Here is an 18,303-nt window from a genome sequence, read left to right as displayed (position 1 = left end):
TACTCGGGAATCTTGCCGAATCCCGCTAGGAGTACCCTCAACGGTACCGCTACCGTCTAGGGCATGACCGAGACCTCACCCACATCCTCTGCGGCGGCGGAAGTCCTCTCCTCGGGGCTCGTCACCGCCATCGACCACGTCGGCATCGCGGTGCCCGATCTCGATACCGCTCTCACCTGGTACGCCGAGAACCTCGGCCTCGTGTCCACGCACGAGGAAGTCAACGAGGAGCAGGGCGTGCGCGAGGCGATGCTCGCCGTGCCGGGCAGCCCCGCCGGTGCCACGATGATCCAGCTGCTCGCCCCGCTCAACGAGCAGTCGACGATCGCGAAGTTCATCGAGCGCAGCGGCCCGGGCCTGCAGCAGCTCGCCTACCGCGTCTCCGACATCGACGCCGTCTCCACGGCGCTGCGCGAGCGCGGCGTGCGCCTGCTGTACGACGCCCCGCGTCGCGGCACCGCCGACTCCCGCATCAACTTCCTGCACCCGAAGGACGCCGGCGGCGTTCTCGTCGAGTTGGTCGAGCCGGCGGCCGATTCGGCTCACTGAGCGGAAGGCGATTTCGGCTCACCGAGCCGGCCCACCGTTCTGCGTGCCCGCCCGCTCGTCGGGCGGGCACGCGACCCGGTCGCGCCAACGCGGACCGGGTAGATTGTCTTCATGGTCTTCGATCGTGATCGCGCACCCAGCCACCTGCCGTTCTCCATCGTGCGGAAGGGATTCGACCGCGACGAGGTGACCAATTACATCGCGCGGTTCGAGGCGGAACTCCGCGTGACCGCCACCGATCGCGACGCGGCCGCCGCGCAGGCCCGGGATCTGGCCCGGCAGCTCGAGAACGCCCGCAACGAGATCGACGATCTCCGCAAGGACGTCGACCGCCTGTCGGTACCGCCCACCACCGCCGAGGGGATGAGCGATCGCATCTCCCGGATGCTGCGTCTCGCCTCCGACGAGGCCTCCGAGTTGCGTGCCCGCGCCGAGGCCGAGGCTGCCGAAATGATCTCCCTCGCCGAGCAGGAGGGCATCCGCCTGCGGGGCGACTACGAGAAGAAGATCGCCGAGCTCGAGGAGACCCGCGTCGCCTTCGCCGAGGAGCACGAGCGGACCATGACCGCCGCCCGCGCCGAGGCCGAGCGGATCATCGCCGCGGCCCGCGCCGAGGCCGACCGGCTCGCCGCCGAGGCCCAGGCCAAGCGCGAGCAGGTCCAGCAGGACTTCGAGATCACGATGGCCGAGCGTCGCACCAAGCTCCTCGGTGCCCTCGACGAGCTCGAGCGCACCAGCAAGGCCGAGGCCGACCGCCGCGTCGAGGAGGCCACCCGCGAGGCCGAGCGACGGCTGGCCCGCGCTACCGAACAGTCCGAGCGCAAGGTCGCCAACGCCCGCGATCTCACCGAGGAACTGCGTGTCCTGCGCGGCCGCATCCTCGGTCAGCTCGACGCGGTCCGCGAACAGCTCGACGACGTGCCGACGATGCTCGCGGCGATCACCCGCGAGGGTGAACTGCTCGACCGCGAGATCTCCCTCGACGAGCCGCGCACGACAGTGCTCGGCACCACCAAGGACGCGAAGAGCGACGAGAAGCCGGCAGACGATGCGTCGGCCGACGACGACGCGAGCACGGCCGACACCGCCGTCATGCCGCAGGTCGACGGCGATTCCGAGTCGGCGGAGGATTCGTCGGCCACGAACGGGCAGACGTCCGGCTCGACCGCGACCCGGCCCCTCGCGACCGGCAACACCGTGCAGGGCCGCTCCCCCGCCGTCGCCAACAAGGTCCGCAGCTAGGTCAGGACCATCGTCGGGTCGGGCGGCGGGTCCCGCGGCTCGACCAGCACCCGTTGTGCCAGTGCCGACGGTCCTCGGCCCCGCCGAGCACGTCCGTCGGCCACGCCACGACATGAGGTGTGCCGGGTGCGATCTCGTGGTCGCAGCCCGGGCACCGGTACGGCTTCGTCGCGCGGGAACCCGGCACGGTCCGCACCGTGAACCGTTCGTCCTCGGCGCCCGCGGGTCCGTTCTCGGTACGCACGGTCGCGCCCCAGAAGGTGCGCGGCTCCTGCTCGCGCGCCCCCTTGGCGCGTCCGGTGCGGGATCGGTTACGACGCGGCACGATCAGAACAATCTGAACTCGGTGCTCTCGATACCGCGCAGGGCCTCGTAGTCCAGCACGAGGCAGCGGATACCGCGATCGGTGGCGAGGGTGCGCGCCTGCGGCTTGATCTGCTGCGCGGCGAACACCCCGCTCACCGGAGCCAGCAGCGGATCCCGGTTGAGCAGTTCGAGATAGCGGGTGAGCTGCTCGACACCGTCGATCTCACCGCGCCGCTTGACCTCGACGGCGACGGTTCCGCCGTCCGCGTCGCGGCACAGCAGGTCGACCGGGCCGATCGCCGTCGGGTACTCGCGCCGGATGAGGGTGTACCCCTCCCCGAGGGTCTCGACGTGCTCGGCGAGCAGTTCCTGCAGGTGCGCCTCGACACCGTCCTTGATCAGACCCGGGTCGACGCCCAGCTCGTGGGTGGAGTCGTGGTCGATCTCCTCGAGCGTGATGCGCAGCTGTTCACCGGCCTTGTTGGTGACCACCCACAGTGCTTCGGCGTCCTCGACGGACTCCTCCTCCATCCAGCAGGGAGGGCTCATCCAGTTCAGGGGTTTGTAGGCACGGTCGTCCGCGTGGATACTCACCGAACCGTCCGCCTTGACGAGCAGCAGACGACGAGCCGTCGGCAGATGTGCCGTCAGGCGTCCGATGTAGTCCACACGGCAACGGGCAATCACGAGACGCACACAGTCACCCTAGAGGATCGGCTCGTCTAGTCTCGAACGACCATGCCCGCACGCAGTTACCGCACCGCCCCGCTCGGTTCGGCGATCCTGGGAGAGCCGGCCGAGCCCCTCCGGCGGCAACGCATCCGTATCCAGACGCTGCTGACCTTCTCTCTGATCGGCACCCACCTCGTCGGTGCGCTGATCGTCGCAGCGCTCATCAACGTCGTCATCCCCGGACCGTCGGTGCTGAGGTCCGAGTTCCTCGTGGTCACCGCGATTCTCGCGCCGGTCTACGTCGTCACCGCCATCGTGGTGGGATCCGTCGTGGGGACCCGCAAGGCCCTGCAACGGTTGCGATGGGCACTCGAGGACCGTCCGCCCACCCCGAAGGAACAGAGGATCGCACTGCGGATGCCCTGGCGCACCACACTTCAGCAGGGTGCCCTGTGGTTCATCGGGCTCGTGTTGTTCACCACGAGTTTCGGGATCATCGATCCGCAGACGATCCCGAAGGTGTCCCTGACGATCACGCTCGCCGGGGTGACGGTCTGCGGATTCGCGTACATGTTCACCGAATTCGCGCTGCGGCCGATCGCTGCGCGGGCTCTCGAGGCGGGGATGCCGCGCCGACCGCGGCTGGCGGGCACCACCGGCAGGGTGATGCTCGCGTGGGCGCTCGGCAGCGCGATCCCCGTGATCGGACTGCTCCTCATCGCGGTGTTCAGCTTCGTCCGGCCCGTCACCCCCACACGCCTGGCGATCACGATCCTCGCGATCGGCGGCCTGGCACTGGTGACGGGCTCGCTGTTGATGTTCCTGACGATCCGCTCGAGCCTGGCTCCCATCGAGTCGGTGCGGGCCGGGATGCAGCGCATCGAATCCGGTGACCTCGACACCGCCGTGATCGTGTACGACGGCACCGAACTCGGCCAGCTCCAGACAGGGTTCAACCGGATGGCCGAGGGACTGCGCGAACGCGAACGGCTGCGTGACGTCTTCGGCAAGCACGTCGGCCGGGAGGTCGCGGCCGCGGCGCTGGCAGATCCCGGAACCCTGGGAGGTCAGGAACGCGACGTCGCGGTCGTCTTCGTCGACATCGTCGGCTCCACGACGCTGGCGGCCACCAGGCCACCCACCGAGGTCGTCGCGATGCTCAACCGGTTCTTCGCGGTCGTCGTCGACGAGGTGCACGATGCCGGCGGGTTCGTGAACAAGTTCGAGGGAGACGCCGCGCTCGCCATCTTCGGTGCCCCTGTGGCACTGGACGACGCGCCGGGCTGTGCGCTGCGGGCAGCCCGGCGTATGGCGCAGCGTCTCGCGGAGGAGGTCCCGGAGTGCCGGGCCGGCATCGGTGTCACCGCGGGACGTGCGGTGGCCGGGAACATCGGTGCCCAGGAGCGGTTCGAATACACGGTGATCGGCGACCCGGTCAACGAGGCGGCACGTCTGTCGGACCTCGCGAAGACCGTGCCGGGAGACGTCGTCGCGTCCTCGACCGCGGTGCAGCTCGCTTCCGAGGAGGAACGGGCCCGCTGGGAGTTCGGTGACGAGGTCGTGCTGCGGGGCCGGACGGAAGCGACGCGACTGGCTCTTCCTCACTCTTCCTGATCCCCTCGCAGGCAGGGCCGTCTCCGGCGCGTCGACCGGCGAGGAGTTCCTCGTCGCGGAGGGTCGTCTTCTGCGATGCCCTGCCGCTCTCTCCGCCGGGATCCTGCCCGTGGCGGTGACACCGTGACGATCTCGAATGCGGTGGGCCGGCGTACGTTATCCGGCTCTTCGCACTTGGTAGGGGCGGGTGTCGATCGACGCCGTTGCCGTGTCGGTGATTGAAAAAGGGCCCGCGCCCTTGTGAGCTGGGTGTTCTTCAGGCATCCAGGACAGCAAGGAACGCGGGCATGCACCACGGTAGTTCATTGCTGCTCGATCTCGACGGCGTCATCGTCGAATCGGTGCAGCGCACGGTCGAGGGCAGCCGGATCGTGCAGATCGCGACGGCCCCACAGTGGGTCGGGGTGTGCCCGCAGTGCGGGCAGAAGTCCACGCGTTCGAAGGGCTGGGTCACCACCAGACCGCGGGACGTGCAGGTCGGACCCGACCGTCCACTGCTGGTGTGGCGGAAACGGAAATGGTTGTGCACCAATACCTCCTGTGACCGTAAGGTGTTCACCGAGTCGACGCCGGGGGTGCCGTCCCGGGCACGGGTCACGCCACGAGCGAAGGCGCTGCTGGTCGAGGCGGTCCTCGACGGGGACCGGTCGGTCGCCGCGGTCGCGGGCGACTACGGGTGCGCCTGGCACACCGTCCACGGCCACCTCGTCGTGGTCGCCGACGCCGCCCTTGGCGACGAACCCGAACCGGTGGTCGTCCTCGGGATCGATGAGACCCGACGCGGGAAGGCGAAATGGGAAACTTGCCCCGAGACCGGGGAACGGAGATGGGTGGACCGGTGGGACACCGGACTGGTCGACCTGACCGGCGATCAAGGGTTGCTGGCGCAGGTCAACGGACGCACCTCCGCCGTGGTGATCGACTGGTTCGACGCCCGCGACGAGACGTGGAAGGCACAGATCACCCATGTCGCGATCGACATGTCGACGGTGTACGCAAAGGCGGTGCGCGAGGCACTGCCGCACGCACAACTGGTGGTGGACCGGTTCCACCTGGTCAAGAAGGCCAACGAGATGGTCGATACCGTCCGGCGCAGGGTCACCCAGGCCGAGCGGGGTCGGCGCGGCCGCAAGAGCGATGTTGACTGGATCCCACTGAGCAGGTCCAGTGGTTGTGCGAGTTCGAATGCACCAAAATGAGTGCAGGAGGGCGAGTACACGACATGGCACGACGACGGCATACTCCGGAGCAGATCATCCGCAAGCTCCGCGAAGGCGAGAAACTTCTAGGCGAGAAGTTCTCGATCGAAGATGTCTGCAAGCACCTCGAAGTCTCCGAGGCGACCTGGCATCGCTGGCAGTCCCAGTACGGCGGCATGAAATCCGACGACGTCAAACGACTCAAGGAACTCGAGAAGGAGAATGCGCGGCTGAAGAAGATGGTCGCCGACCAGGCTCTCGACATCGACATGCTCAAGGAGTTGAACCGGGGAAACTGGTGAGTCCGGACCGCCGCCGCAGGGCCGTGGAGGTACTGCGGGAGCGGTTCGGGGTTTCCGAACGGCGTGCCTGCAAGGTTGCTGGACAATCCCGCTCGGTGCAGCGCCGCCGGCCGACCATCGCCGAGACCGAGCGAACCCTGCGGGAGCGATTACGGGAGATCTCTCGCCGTCATCCCCGATGGGGCTGGCGCAAAGCCCACGCCCTCTGTCGGGCAGAAGGCATGGCCGTCAATCATAAACGCACACAGCGATTGTGGCGTGAGGAAGGCTTGAGGCGTCCGGTCAAAGTCCGCAAGAAGCGCCGGATCGGCGAGGGTCGCAATCAACGGTTGCGGGCCACGTACCCGGACCAGATGTGGGCGTTGGACTTCCAGGTCGATGCCACGGTCGACGGCCGTCAGGTGCGGTTCCTCAATGTCGTCGATGAGTTCACCCGAGAGGCCCTTGCGACGCAGGCGTTTCGGTCCTGCACCTCGGATCAGTTGATCGGGGTGCTCGAGCGGATCATCGCCGAGACCGGCCGCGTACCGGCGCATATCCGGATGGACAACGGTACGGAGATGACCGCGTACGCGATGCGGGACTGGTGCCGGTTCACCGGTGTGGATGCCTCGTTCATCGATCCGGGTTCGCCGTGGCAGAACGGGATCTGTGAGTCGTTCAACGGGCGTTTTCGGGACGAGTTCCTCGCCTGCGAGGTGTTCCATTCCTTGACCGAGGTGCAGGTCCTTGCTGACGATTGGCGGATCGAGTACAACAGTTATCGGCCGCACGGATCGCTCGGGTTCCGTTCACCCGAGGCGTTCCGGGCACACTGGTTGGAGACCGAGGGTAGACAACAACTACAGCTCGCATAGCCGGTGGACTTCAGAATGGGGCCCAGTCAATGTCGAATGGATCAATCGACGACGGTTGTTGAGGGCCTCCGAACGCCTGACCAACGAACAACGATCGGCCCTGTTCGAGAAGCTGACCTCCGCCGACCCGCACGGGGACATCGCCGCCGCATGGATCGTCAAAGAACTACTGCGCGATGTGTTGCGCTGCACCGACCGTGGTGGCCTTCGCCATGAAATCCGGGACAGACTGTACCGGTTCTACACGTTCTGCGCGGCATGCCGGGTCCCGGAGATCGGCAAGCTGGCGACGACCATCTCGGCGTGGCAGGAACCGATGATCCTGGCGATCACCACCGGCCTGTCGAATGCGCGCAGTGAAGGCTACAACCGGATCGTCAAGCACGTCGGCCGCATCGCGTTCGGATTCCGTACCCCGGAGAACCAACGCCGCCGGGTACGCTGGGCCTGCACTCGACGGTCACGTCGGGTCGCACCCAGCCGGCACCAGTACCACTGCTAACTGCGAAGAGCCCGTTATCCGGCCCGCACCACCCCGGAAAACACGGAGACCCCCGACTGATGTCGGGGGTCTCCGGTAACGGGTGTTCGGCGGTGTCCTACTCTCCCACACCCTGTCGAGTGCAGTACCATCGGCGCAGACAGGCTTAGCTTCCGGGTTCGGAATGGGACCGGGCGTTTCCCTGTCGCTATGGCCGCCGTAACTCTATGAAACTTCACGCACCAGAATCGACCACCCGAACACCGCCGGGCCCGACATCTGATGTGTGTGCTGTTTCAGATACCGCACAGTGGACGCGTAACACCTTCATGGTAAGTCCTCGGCCTATTAGTACCGGTCACCTCCACACATTACTGCGCTTCCAGTTCCGGCCTATCAACCCGGTGGTCTGCCGGGAACCTTACCCCTCGAGGGGGTGAGAAACCTCATCTTGGAACAGGCTTCCCGCTTAGATGCTTTCAGCGGTTATCCCTTCCGAACGTAGCCAACCAGCCATGCCCCTGGCGGGACAACTGGCACACCAGAGGTTCGTCCGTCCCGGTCCTCTCGTACTAGGGACAGCCTTCCTCAAGTTTCTAACGCGCGCGGCGGATAGAGACCGAACTGTCTCACGACGTTCTAAACCCAGCTCGCGTGCCGCTTTAATGGGCGAACAGCCCAACCCTTGGGACCTACTCCAGCCCCAGGATGCGACGAGCCGACATCGAGGTGCCAAACCATCCCGTCGATATGGACTCTTGGGGAAGATCAGCCTGTTATCCCCGGGGTACCTTTTATCCGTTGAGCGACACCGCTTCCACATGCCGGTGCCGGATCACTAGTCCCGACTTTCGTCCCTGCTCGACCTGTCAGTCTCACAGTCAAGCTCCCTTGTGCACTTGCACTCGACACCTGATTGCCAACCAGGCTGAGGGAACCTTTGGGCGCCTCCGTTACATTTTGGGAGGCAACCGCCCCAGTTAAACTACCCACCAGGCACTGTCCCTGAACCAGATCATGGTCCGAGGTTAGATGTCCAATACGATCAGAGTGGTATTTCAACAACGACTCCACGACAACTGGCGTCACCGCTTCACAGTCTCCCACCTATCCTACACAAACCGAACCGAACACCAATACCAAGCTATAGTGAAGGTCCCGGGGTCTTTTCGTCCTGCCGCGCGTAACGAGCATCTTTACTCGTAATGCAATTTCGCCGAGTCTGTGGTCGAGACAGCAGAGAAGTCGTTACGCCATTCGTGCAGGTCGGAACTTACCCGACAAGGAATTTCGCTACCTTAGGATGGTTATAGTTACCACCGCCGTTTACTGGGGCTTAAATTCTCAGCTTCGCGGAGTAAACCCCGCTAACCGGTCCTCTTAACCTTCCAGCACCGGGCAGGCGTCAGTCCGTATACATCGTCTTACGACTTCGCACGGACCTGTGTTTTTAGTAAACAGTCGCTTCTCTCTGGTCTCTGCGACCACCCCCAGCTCAGAGTGCAAGACTCATCACCAGGGCTGGTCCCCCTTCTCCCGAAGTTACGGGGGCATTTTGCCGAGTTCCTTAACCACAGTTCTCTCGATCGCCTCGGTATTCTCTACCTGACCACCTGTGTCGGTTTGGGGTACGGTCGTGTACCAACTCACTAGAGGCTTTTCTCGGCAGCATAGGATCACTGAATTCCCCTCAACGGGTACGCATCACCTCTCAGGCTCCATGAATGGCGGATTTGCCTACCATTCGCCCTACCGGCTTACACCAGGTATTCCACCACCTGGCCCAGCTACCTTCCTGCGTCACCCCATCGCTTGACTACTACAGCCAGGGTCCCGTGCAGCCATCCCCAGAGCCCCCGAAGGGACAAAGAGAACTTTTGGACGGTTAGCACAACTGCCTCGCCATTGGGCGCGGATACACGGGTACGGGAATATCAACCCGTTGTCCATCGACTACGCCTGTCGACCTCGCCTTAGGTCCCGACTCACCCTGGGCGGATTAACCTGGCCCAGGAACCCTTGGTCATCCGGCGGACGAGTTTCTCACTCGTCTTTCGCTACTCATGCCTGCATTCTCACTCGCGCAGCCTCCACAACTGGGTCACCCCGCTGCTTCCACGGCTGCACGACGCTCCCCTACCCATCCACACCACTGCCGGAGAAACCGTAATCCCTCCGAGGTGTTGTGTGAATGCCGCGGCTTCGGCGGTGTACTTGAGCCCCGCTACATTGTCGGCGCAGAACCACTTGACCAGTGAGCTATTACGCACTCTTTCAAGGGTGGCTGCTTCTAAGCCAACCTCCTGGTTGTCTCAGCGATCCCACATCCTTTTCCACTTAGTACACGCTTAGGGGCCTTAGCCGGCGATCTGGGCTGTTTCCCTCTCGACTACGAAGCTTATCCCCCGCAGTCTCACTGCCACGCTCTCACTCACCGGCATTCGGAGTTTGGCTGATTTCGGTAAGCTTGTGGGCCCCCTAGACCATCCAGTAGCTCTACCTCCGGTGAGAAACACGTGACGCTGCACCTAAATGCATTTCGGGGAGAACCAGCTATCACGGAGTTTGATTGGCCTTTCACCCCTACCCACAACTCATCCCCTCAGTTTTCAACCTAAGTGGGTTCGGGCCTCCACGACGTCTTACCATCGCTTCACCCTGGCCATGGGTAGATCACTCCGCTTCGGGTCTAGAACATGCCACTCAACCGCCCTGTTCGGACTCGCTTTCGCTACGACTACCCCACACGGGTTAACCTCGCGACATGCCACTAACTCGCAGGCTCATTCTTCAAAAGGCACGCCATCACCAGCCATGAACCAAATCATGCACCAGCTCTGACGGATTGTAAGCGCACGGTTTCAGGTACTATTTCACTCCCCTCCCGGGGTACTTTTCACCTTTCCCTCACGGTACTAGTCCGCTATCGGTCACCAGGGAGTATTCAGGCTTATCGGGTGGTCCCGACAGATTCACACCGGATTTCACGGGCCCGGTGCTACTCGGGTATCCGATTCGACAGTCGCCATGTTTTCGTCTACGGGGCTCTCACCCTCTACGACAGGCCGTTCCAGACCACTTCGACTAACACAACGATTTCTGACTGTCGACGACTCGGCAGCGTCGACATATCGAACCCCACAACCCCGAACACACAACCCCTGCCAGGTATCACATGTGCCCGGTTTAGCCTCATCCGCTTTCGCTCGCCACTACTCACGGAATCACTGTTGTTTTCTCTTCCTGTGGGTACTGAGATGTTTCACTTCCCCACGTTCCCTCCACACACCCTATATATTCAGGTGCGGGTAACACGACATCACTCGTGCTGGGTTTCCCCATTCGGAAATCCTCGGATCACAGCTCGGTTGACAGCTCCCCGAGGCATATCGCAGCCTCCCACGTCCTTCATCGGCTCCTGGTGCCAAGGCATCCACCGTACGCTCATAAACACTTACAACAAAGATGCTCGCGTCCACTGTGCAGTTCTCAAACAACACACAACACCGAATACTCACTCCACCGAAATGGACCTTTCTCCGACATCGTCGCTGAAAAAACACTCGCGTGTTCCCTCAGGACCCAACAGTGCACCGATATAACCACCGCACACCACCACTATTGGATGATGCATACACGGTGATGGTTGTCAGCGTTCCACCCATGAGCTCCTGCCGTTCCACCTACGGGAACGAAACAGTCTCTGCCCGGGACGAATCCACCTGTGTGGACCCTCACCGGGAGAAGTGCTCCTTAGAAAGGAGGTGATCCAGCCGCACCTTCCGGTACGGCTACCTTGTTACGACTTCGTCCCAATCGCCGATCCCACCTTCGACGGCTCCCTCCCACAAGGGGTTAGGCCACCGGCTTCGGGTGTTACCGACTTTCATGACGTGACGGGCGGTGTGTACAAGAACCGGGAACGTATTCACCGCAGCGTTGCTGATCTGCGATTACTAGCGACTCCGACTTCACGGGGTCGAGTTGCAGACCCCGATCCGAACTGAGACCGGCTTTAAGGGATTCGCTCCACCTCACGGTATCGCAGCCCTCTGTACCGACCATTGTAGCATGTGTGAAGCCCTGGACATAAGGGGCATGATGACTTGACGTCGTCCCCACCTTCCTCCGAGTTGACCCCGGCAGTCTCCTGCGAGTCCCCACCATTACGTGCTGGCAACACAGGACAAGGGTTGCGCTCGTTGCGGGACTTAACCCAACATCTCACGACACGAGCTGACGACAGCCATGCACCACCTGTATACCGACCACAAGGGAAACCCCATCTCTGAGGCGATCCGGTATATGTCAAACCCAGGTAAGGTTCTTCGCGTTGCATCGAATTAATCCACATGCTCCGCCGCTTGTGCGGTCCCCGTCAATTCCTTTGAGTTTTAGCCTTGCGGCCGTACTCCCCAGGCGGGGCGCTTAATGCGTTAGCTACGGCACGGATCCCGTGGAAGGAAACCCACACCTAGCGCCCACCGTTTACGGCGTGGACTACCAGGGTATCTAATCCTGTTCGCTACCCACGCTTTCGCTCCTCAGCGTCAGTTACTGCCCAGAGACCCGCCTTCGCCACCGGTGTTCCTCCTGATATCTGCGCATTTCACCGCTACACCAGGAATTCCAGTCTCCCCTGCAGTACTCAAGTCTGCCCGTATCGCCTGCAAGCCCGCAGTTGAGCTGCGGGTTTTCACAGACGACGCGACAAACCGCCTACGAGCTCTTTACGCCCAGTAATTCCGGACAACGCTCGCACCCTACGTATTACCGCGGCTGCTGGCACGTAGTTGGCCGGTGCTTCTTCTGCAGGTACCGTCACTTGCGCTTCGTCCCTGCTGAAAGAGGTTTACAACCCGAAGGCCGTCATCCCTCACGCGGCGTCGCTGCATCAGGCTTTCGCCCATTGTGCAATATTCCCCACTGCTGCCTCCCGTAGGAGTCTGGGCCGTGTCTCAGTCCCAGTGTGGCCGGTCGCCCTCTCGACCGGCTACCCGTCGTCGCCTTGGTAGGCCATTACCCCACCAACAAGCTGATAGGCCGCGGGCTCATCCTGCACCGAAAAAACTTTCCACCCCCTGCCATGCAGCAGAAGGTCGTATCCGGTATTAGACCCAGTTTCCCAGGCTTATCCCAGAGTGCAGGGCAGATCACCCACGTGTTACTCACCCGTTCGCCACTAATCCACCCAGCAAGCTGGGCTTCATCGTTCGACTTGCATGTGTTAAGCACGCCGCCAGCGTTCGTCCTGAGCCAGGATCAAACTCTCCGTTAAAGACTCTCGATCCCCCCGAAGGGGTAATCAGCCATAAGCGTAGAGCCAAATCACTAGCGTAAAAACTCAAACTAGCTTCAACACTGGACCATCACAGACGGAAGAATGCGATGTCCAGCAACAACCATCCAAACGGATTGGCTGCACCAAAAAAATTTGGCACTGACATTCATCGGCACACTGTTGAGTTCTCAAAGAACACGCACACACCATCGATCCCGAACCTTTCGGCCCGTTCACTCCGGGGTGACTGTTCATCCGGAAGCTTCACGCTTTCCGGGGCGGCCACCGACCTTACCAGAAGAATCGGTGACTCGTAAACACTTGCAGGCGCCTTCGTCCAACCTCGTTGTCCCGCTGTCTCAGCGGGTCGGTGTCCGTGTCGCTCTGACCTGGAATAAGTTACGCGAGGATCAACGACTCGACAAATCGGCAGGTCAACGCGGTTGTGCCGGGACATATCCGCAGGTCGGAGGTGGTCGGACTTGGCATCCGCAGCAAACCCACCTTTCGTGAGCCCCGACACATACTGGAATCGGCTGCCGACAGGACCGTCAGCGTGGCAGGAGCCGGTCCTCGTCGACCTCCACGCGTTCGATCCGTCCCCCGAGCTCCTGGAGGATCTCGACGAACCGCGGGTAACCGCGATCGATGTGGTAGACGTCGTGCACTTCCGTGACCCCGTCGGCGCAGAGGCCGGCGAGCACGAGGCCGGCACCGGCGCGGATGTCGGATGCCCACACGGGTGCACTCGACAACTGCTCCACACCACGGATGACTGCGTGGTGACCGTCGGTCCGGGCATCCGCGCCGAGCCGCACCATCTCCTCCACGAAGCGGAACCGCGCCTCGAAGACGTTCTCGGTGATCATCGACGTGCCGTCGGCGATAGCCGCGAGACCGATCGCCATCGGCTGCAGGTCGGTCGGGAAACCCGGATACGGCAGCGTCGCGAAGTTGACGGCCCGGGGCCGGTCCTTCTGCTCCACGTGGAATCCGTCGGGCAGCGGCGTCACCTCGGCACCGGCGCTGCGCAGCTTGTCGAGGACGAGGGTCAGATGCTTCGGGTTCACCCCGCGCACCGACATCTCCCCTCGTGTCATGACCGCGGCGATACCCCACGTCGCGGCGACGATACGGTCGCCGATGCACCGATGCTCGGTCGGGTGGAGTTCCGGAACGCCGGAGATGCGCAGGGTCGTGGACCCCGCGCCGGAGATCTTGGCGCCCATGCGTACGAGCATGTTGCACAGATCGACGATCTCGGGTTCGCGGGCGGCGTTGTCGATGGTGGTGTCCCCCTTCGCGAGGACCGCCGCCATGAGGATGTTCTCGGTGGCACCCACCGACGGGAACGCCAGCCGGATGGGGGCGCCGTGCAGATCGTCGGCCTCGGCGACGACGCATCCGTGCTCGATCGACGACTGCGCACCGAGCAACCGGAGGCCGGCCTGGTGCATGTCGAGGGGTCGCGAGCCGATCGCGTCTCCCCCGGGCAGGGCGACCACGGCCTTGCGGCATCGCGCAACGAGAGGTCCGAGCACACACACCGACGCCCGGAACTGCCGGACCGCGGCGAAATCGGCGCGGTGATCGGGGCGTGCGGGCGTGGTGATGCGGACGACGTCGCCCTCGAGCTCAACCTCGCAGCCGAGACCACGCAGGACGTCCGCCATGAGCGGCACGTCGAGGATGTCGGGGCAGTTGGAGATCGTCGTGGTCCCCTCGGCCAGCAATGCGGCCGCCATCAGCTTGAGCACGCTGTTCTTGGCACCGCCGACGACGACGTCGCCGGCAAGCCGGTTCCCACCTGTGACAAGAAAGCGTTCACTCACAACGTCACAGCGTAACGGCGTGACCGTGGGAACAGCAGAGCCGGTACCGTGACGGCCATGGCAGTCCACCTCACACGGATCTACACGCGCACCGGAGACGACGGAACCACCGGGCTCAGCGACTTCTCCCGGGTGTCGAAGAACGACCCTCGCCTGATCGCCTACGCCGACTGCGACGAGACCAACGCGGCGATCGGTGTCGCTCTCGCGCTGGGGTCGATCCCGGAACGGATCGTCCCGGTCCTGCGGCAGATCCAGAACGATCTCTTCGACGCCGGGGCCGACCTGTCCACCCCGGTGGTCGAGAACCCGAAGTATCCCCCGTTGCGGATCACGCAGCAGTACATCGACCGGCTCGAGGGCTGGTGCGACGAGTTCAACGAGGAACTCGAACCTCTGAAGTCGTTCATCCTCCCGGGCGGAACCCCGGCGGCGGCGCTGCTGCACACGGCCCGCACGGTCGCCCGGCGGGCGGAGCGGTCGGCATGGGCGGCGGTGGCCGCGTATCCGGACGACACGAACGTGTTGCCGGCCAAGTACCTGAACCGGCTCTCGGACCTGCTGTTCATCCTCAGCCGGATCACCAATCCGGAGGGTGACGTGTTGTGGAAGCCCGGAGCGGGCGCGTGAGATAGCCCTCTAGATGGGGCGGCGGCGCTGCGATCGGCCGGACGGCCTGGACTCGACCCAGGACAGGAAGGCCATCAAAGCGCCGCTGTCGAACGCGATCTCGTAGGAGTCGTCGCGGTCGACGACATCGAGGATCACGATGTCCTCGGTCATGATGTCGAATTCACTGCCTTCCGGCTTGCGCCGCGAACGCACGTCGATGCCCTGGCGGGACAGTCGCACGTCGGGTCCGGGCCGAAGGCTCGACAGCTTGTAGAACGCGAGCGTGTTGTCGCCGTATCGAACGATCCCGTGCCGCCAGCCGGCACCGTCGTTCTGTGGCATCACTCGCAGGATCGCGGCGGTACCCCCGCCGCGCAGGGTGAAGACGCGATACAACAAAGCCGCGACGGCAACCGCGAGCAGTATCACGAGGATGTTCAGAATCAGGAATCCAGGTGACACTGCTCGTCGGCTCCGTCGCGGCTTCTCGTTGTTCGACGATCAGGCTCGTTCGACAGCCCGCAGGCGGCCACGGGCCGCTGCGATCTCCGACTCGTCCGCGCTTCCCTCGGCGAGAGTCGACTTGGCTGCCTCGACGTCGATGTCCTCCACGCGGTCGGCGGCCTCGGCGAGCACCCTGACGGTCGACGAGGTCACCGAGAGGAAACCGCCATGGACTGCCATGACGATCCGCTCACCGTCGGTGGTCTTCACGGACACGACGCCGCCCTCGACGAGCTGGCCGAGCACGGGCTCGTGACCGGGCATGATGCCGATCTCGCCCTCGGTGGTCTGGGCGGTGACGAGAGTCGCCGTTCCGGACCACACGCGTTCCTCGACGGCAACGATGTCCACGCTCATCTCAGCCACGATGGCCTACTTTCCGGCGATCTTCTTGGCTGCGGCCTCGACGTCGTCGAGTCCACCGCAGCTGTTGAACGCCTGCTCGGGCAGGTGGTCGAACTCGCCCTTGCACACGCGGTCGAAGGCCTCGATGGTGTCGCGCAGCGGCACGACCGAGCCCGGCTGACCCGTGAACTTCTCGGCGACGATGAAGTTCTGGCCGAGGAACTTCTGGAGACGACGGGCACGGGCGACCGTGACCTTGTCCTCTTCCGAGAGCTCGTCCATACCGAGGATGGCGATGATGTCCTGCAGCTCCTTGTACTTCTGCAGGATCCGCTTGACCTCGTTCGCGACGCGGAAGTGATCCGCACCGACGATGCCCGGCTCGAGGATTCGCGAGGTCGACGTCAGCGGGTCCACAGCGGGGTAGATACCCATCTGGGAGATCGGACGCGAGAGCTCGGTGGTCGCATCGAGGTGGGCGAAGGTGGTCGCCGGCGCCGGGTCGGTGTAGTCGTCGGCGGGGACGTAGATCGCCTGCAGCGAGGTGATCGACTTACCGCGCGTCGAGGTGATGCGCTCCTGGAGCTCACCCATCTCGTCCGCCAGGGTGGGCTGGTAACCCACGGCCGAAGGCATACGACCGAGAAGGGTCGAGACCTCGGAACCGGCCTGCGTGAAGCGGAAGATGTTGTCGATGAACAGGAGCACGTCCTGGCCCTGGACGTCGCGGAAGTACTCCGCCATCGTCAGAGCGGACAGGGCGACGCGCATACGGGTGCCCGGCGGCTCGTCCATCTGGCCGAAGACGAGGGCGGTGTCCTGGAGGACGCCCATCTCCTCCATCTCCAGCTTCAGGTCGGTGCCCTCACGGGTGCGCTCACCGACGCCGGCGAACACCGACGTACCGGAGAACTCACGCGCGATACGGGTGATCATCTCCTGGATCAGAACGGTCTTGCCGACACCGGCGCCACCGAACAGACCGATCTTGCCGCCCTTGACGTACGGGGTCAGCAGGTCGATGACCTTGATGCCGGTCTCGAGGATCTCGGTCTTGCCCTCGAGCTGGTCGAAGGCCGGCGGCTTGCGGTGGATGCCCCACTGCTCGCCGTCGCGACCGGTGCCCGGAGCGTCGAGGCAGTCGCCGAGGGCGTTGAACACGTGGCCCTTGACGACGTCACCGACGGGAACCGAGATCGGGCGACCGGTGTCGACGACAGCGGCGCCGCGGACCAGGCCGTCGGTCGGCTGCATCGAGATCGTGCGGACCAGGTTGTCACCAAGGTGCTGCGCGACCTCGAGGGTCAGGGTCTTCGCCACGGACGGCAGAGTGACCTCTGCGTGCAGGGCGTTGAACAGCTCGGGCACGGCGCCACGCGGGAACTCCACGTCGACGACGGCGCCGATGACGCGGACGACGCGCCCGGCAAGGGCCGACGCCGCACCGGCGTTGTTGTCGGTTACTGCTGCGGTCATTGTGGTTCAGTCACTTCCTGCACTCGAGGCGAGCGCACCGGCACCGCCGACGATCTCGCTGATTTCCTGGGTGATCTGGGCCTGGCGGGCCTGGTTCGCCTGACGGCTGAGGGTGTTCACCAGTTCCGTGGCATTGTCCGTCGCGGCCTTCATGGCGGTACGACGCGCTGCCGACTCGGAGGCCGCCGCTTCCAGCAGCGCCGCGTAGATACGGGTGCTGATGTACTTCGGCAGGAGAGCCTCGAGCAGAGTTCCGGCCTCCGGCTCGAAGTTGTACACCGGCTGCGGCCCCTCGTTGCCCGTGGCCCGGTGCCCGTCGGTGAGCATGTCCTCACCGAGGTCGATCTCCTCCTCGGTGATGTTCACCTCGAGCGGAGCCATCCGGCGGACCTCGGGGGTCTGCGTCAGCATCGACACGAAGCGGGTGTAGACGATGTGCAACTCGTCGACGCCCTCCACGGTGCCTTCACCGTTGGGGGCGGGCACCTCGGCGCCCGAACCCGCCATGAACAGCTCGACCAGGTGACGGCTCGCCTTCGCGGCGTCCGTGTACCGGGGATCCTGGGAGAATCCCGTCCAGGCACCGGCCACCTTCCGCTCACGGAAGGTGTAGTAGCCGAGGCCCTTGCCGCCCATCACGTAGAGCACGGGCTCCTTGCCCTCGCTGACGAGGAGCTGTCGCAGCTCCTCGGCTTCCTTGAGGACGTTGGAGTTGTACCCGCCGGCCATACCGCGGTCGCTGGTCACGACCAGGATGGCGGCACGCTTGGGGTTCTCACGCTCGTTGAGCAGGGGGTGATCCAACGAGGCCGACGCGCTCGCCAGCTCGGAGAGCACCTTGGTGATCTCCTCGGCGTACGGCTTGGACGCTGCCACTCGGGCCTGGGCCTTCGTGATCCGCGACGTCGCGATCAGTTCCTGCGCCTTGGTGATCTTCTTGGTCGAGTTGACCGACTTGATCCGTGAGCGCAGCTCGCGCAAACTCGCCATTCGTCGATCACACTCCCTTCACTGGACGCTGGGTCATGGAT

Annotated in this window: 12 protein-coding genes, 3 rRNA genes and 2 pseudogenes; 7 read left to right on the top strand and 10 right to left on the bottom strand. The window is 63.9% G+C overall.

Annotation, left to right across the window (positions count from 1 at the left end; translation table 11 throughout):
- The first annotated feature begins 63 nt into the window (after positions 1–63).
- Entirely contained in the window at positions 64–549 is a 486-nt protein-coding gene (gene mce, locus OED52_RS07480) for a methylmalonyl-CoA epimerase (RefSeq protein WP_264154020.1), read from the top strand.
- A 111-nt stretch (positions 550–660) separates the two neighbouring features.
- Complete coding sequence (locus tag OED52_RS07475) at positions 661–1,791, top strand: coiled-coil domain-containing protein (RefSeq protein ID WP_264154019.1); 1,131 nt, start codon at positions 661–663, stop codon at positions 1,789–1,791.
- 1 nt (position 1,792) lies between these two features.
- On the opposite strand, the gene OED52_RS07470 is transcribed toward OED52_RS07475, so the two are convergent.
- Both OED52_RS07470 and nucS read right to left on the bottom strand, forming a co-directional pair.
- Positions 1,793–2,116 carry an ATP/GTP-binding protein gene (locus OED52_RS07470; protein WP_264154018.1) on the bottom strand — a complete coding sequence of 108 codons (324 nt, stop codon included), beginning with the start codon at positions 2,114–2,116 and terminating at the stop codon, positions 1,793–1,795.
- Positions 2,117–2,118: 2 nt separating this feature from the next.
- The gene (gene nucS, locus OED52_RS07465) at positions 2,119–2,793 is read right to left on the bottom strand and encodes an endonuclease NucS (protein WP_264154017.1); all 675 of its coding nucleotides are present in this window, start codon (positions 2,791–2,793) and stop codon (positions 2,119–2,121) included.
- Between the two features lie 42 nt (positions 2,794–2,835).
- On the opposite strand from nucS, the gene OED52_RS07460 reads away from it, so the two are divergent.
- From OED52_RS07460 to OED52_RS07445, 4 genes and pseudogenes are all read left to right on the top strand, one after another.
- Entirely contained in the window at positions 2,836–4,383 is a 1,548-nt protein-coding gene (locus OED52_RS07460) for an adenylate/guanylate cyclase domain-containing protein (RefSeq protein WP_264154016.1), read from the top strand.
- A gap of 240 nt (positions 4,384–4,623) precedes the next feature.
- Positions 4,624–5,534 (top strand): annotated as a pseudogene (locus OED52_RS07455) (ISL3 family transposase); the annotation flags it as partial.
- Between the two features lie 71 nt (positions 5,535–5,605).
- A protein-coding gene (locus OED52_RS07450) for an IS3 family transposase (protein WP_264154015.1) occupies positions 5,606–6,741 on the top strand; the annotation gives its coding sequence in 2 pieces (ribosomal slippage) (positions 5,606–5,870 and positions 5,870–6,741; 1,137 coding nt in all).
- Between the two features lie 28 nt (positions 6,742–6,769).
- Positions 6,770–7,243 (top strand): annotated as a pseudogene (locus OED52_RS07445) (ISL3 family transposase); the annotation flags it as partial.
- A gap of 84 nt (positions 7,244–7,327) precedes the next feature.
- Here the strand turns inward: OED52_RS07445 and rrf are convergent.
- The 4 genes from rrf to murA form a co-directional block, all read right to left on the bottom strand.
- Positions 7,328–7,444 (bottom strand): 5S ribosomal RNA (gene rrf / locus OED52_RS07440).
- A gap of 106 nt (positions 7,445–7,550) precedes the next feature.
- A 23S ribosomal RNA gene (locus tag OED52_RS07435) occupies positions 7,551–10,682 on the bottom strand.
- A gap of 297 nt (positions 10,683–10,979) precedes the next feature.
- Positions 10,980–12,500 (bottom strand): 16S ribosomal RNA (locus OED52_RS07430).
- Together the 16S, 23S and 5S rRNA genes form the textbook arrangement of a ribosomal RNA operon.
- Positions 12,501–13,054: 554 nt before the next feature.
- On the bottom strand, positions 13,055–14,335 hold the full coding sequence (gene murA / locus OED52_RS07425) for a UDP-N-acetylglucosamine 1-carboxyvinyltransferase (protein WP_264154014.1): 1,281 nt from the start codon (positions 14,333–14,335) through the stop codon (positions 13,055–13,057).
- 57 nt (positions 14,336–14,392) lie between these two features.
- Here murA and OED52_RS07420 point away from each other — a divergent pair, with 57 nt between their 5' ends.
- Complete coding sequence (locus OED52_RS07420) at positions 14,393–14,965, top strand: cob(I)yrinic acid a,c-diamide adenosyltransferase (RefSeq protein WP_264154013.1); 573 nt, start codon at positions 14,393–14,395, stop codon at positions 14,963–14,965.
- A 9-nt stretch (positions 14,966–14,974) separates the two neighbouring features.
- Here OED52_RS07420 and OED52_RS07415 read toward each other — a convergent pair whose 3' ends face one another.
- From OED52_RS07415 to OED52_RS07400, 4 genes are read right to left on the bottom strand one after another with little or no spacing between them, the layout of a single operon-like run.
- Complete coding sequence (locus tag OED52_RS07415; protein WP_264154012.1) at positions 14,975–15,409, bottom strand: DUF2550 domain-containing protein; 435 nt, start codon at positions 15,407–15,409, stop codon at positions 14,975–14,977.
- A gap of 39 nt (positions 15,410–15,448) precedes the next feature.
- Positions 15,449–15,817, bottom strand: a complete 369-nt coding sequence (locus tag OED52_RS07410) for a F0F1 ATP synthase subunit epsilon (RefSeq protein WP_264154011.1) — start codon at positions 15,815–15,817, stop codon at positions 15,449–15,451.
- Positions 15,818–15,823: 6 nt separating this feature from the next.
- The gene (gene atpD, locus OED52_RS07405) at positions 15,824–17,272 is read right to left on the bottom strand and encodes a F0F1 ATP synthase subunit beta (protein ID WP_264154010.1); all 1,449 of its coding nucleotides are present in this window, start codon (positions 17,270–17,272) and stop codon (positions 15,824–15,826) included.
- A 6-nt stretch (positions 17,273–17,278) separates the two neighbouring features.
- Positions 17,279–18,262 (bottom strand): F0F1 ATP synthase subunit gamma, encoded by a 984-nt coding sequence (locus OED52_RS07400; protein WP_264154009.1) that lies wholly within the window; start codon positions 18,260–18,262, stop codon positions 17,279–17,281.
- Positions 18,263–18,303 lie beyond the last annotated feature (41 nt).

Origin of the sequence: Rhodococcus sp. Z13, assembly GCF_025837095.1 — a bacterium.
Taxonomy (GTDB): Bacteria; Actinomycetota; Actinomycetes; order Mycobacteriales; family Mycobacteriaceae; genus Rhodococcus; species Rhodococcus sacchari.
This window is presented reverse-complemented; position numbering and strand designations above follow the sequence as displayed.

Bases quoted from the DNA above. Each gene is read 5' to 3' on its own strand.
- mce (WP_264154020.1), top strand. From the start codon at position 64: ATGACCGAGACCTCACCCACATCCTCTGCGGCGGCGGAAGTCCTCTCC.
- OED52_RS07475 (WP_264154019.1), top strand. From the start codon at position 661: ATGGTCTTCGATCGTGATCGCGCACCCAGCCACCTGCCGTTCTCCATC.
- OED52_RS07460 (WP_264154016.1), top strand. From the start codon at position 2,836: ATGCCCGCACGCAGTTACCGCACCGCCCCGCTCGGTTCGGCGATCCTG.
- OED52_RS07420 (WP_264154013.1), top strand. From the start codon at position 14,393: ATGGCAGTCCACCTCACACGGATCTACACGCGCACCGGAGACGACGGA.
- atpD (WP_264154010.1), bottom strand. From the start codon at position 17,272: ATGACCGCAGCAGTAACCGACAACAACGCCGGTGCGGCGTCGGCCCTT.
- OED52_RS07400 (WP_264154009.1), bottom strand. From the start codon at position 18,262: ATGGCGAGTTTGCGCGAGCTGCGCTCACGGATCAAGTCGGTCAACTCG.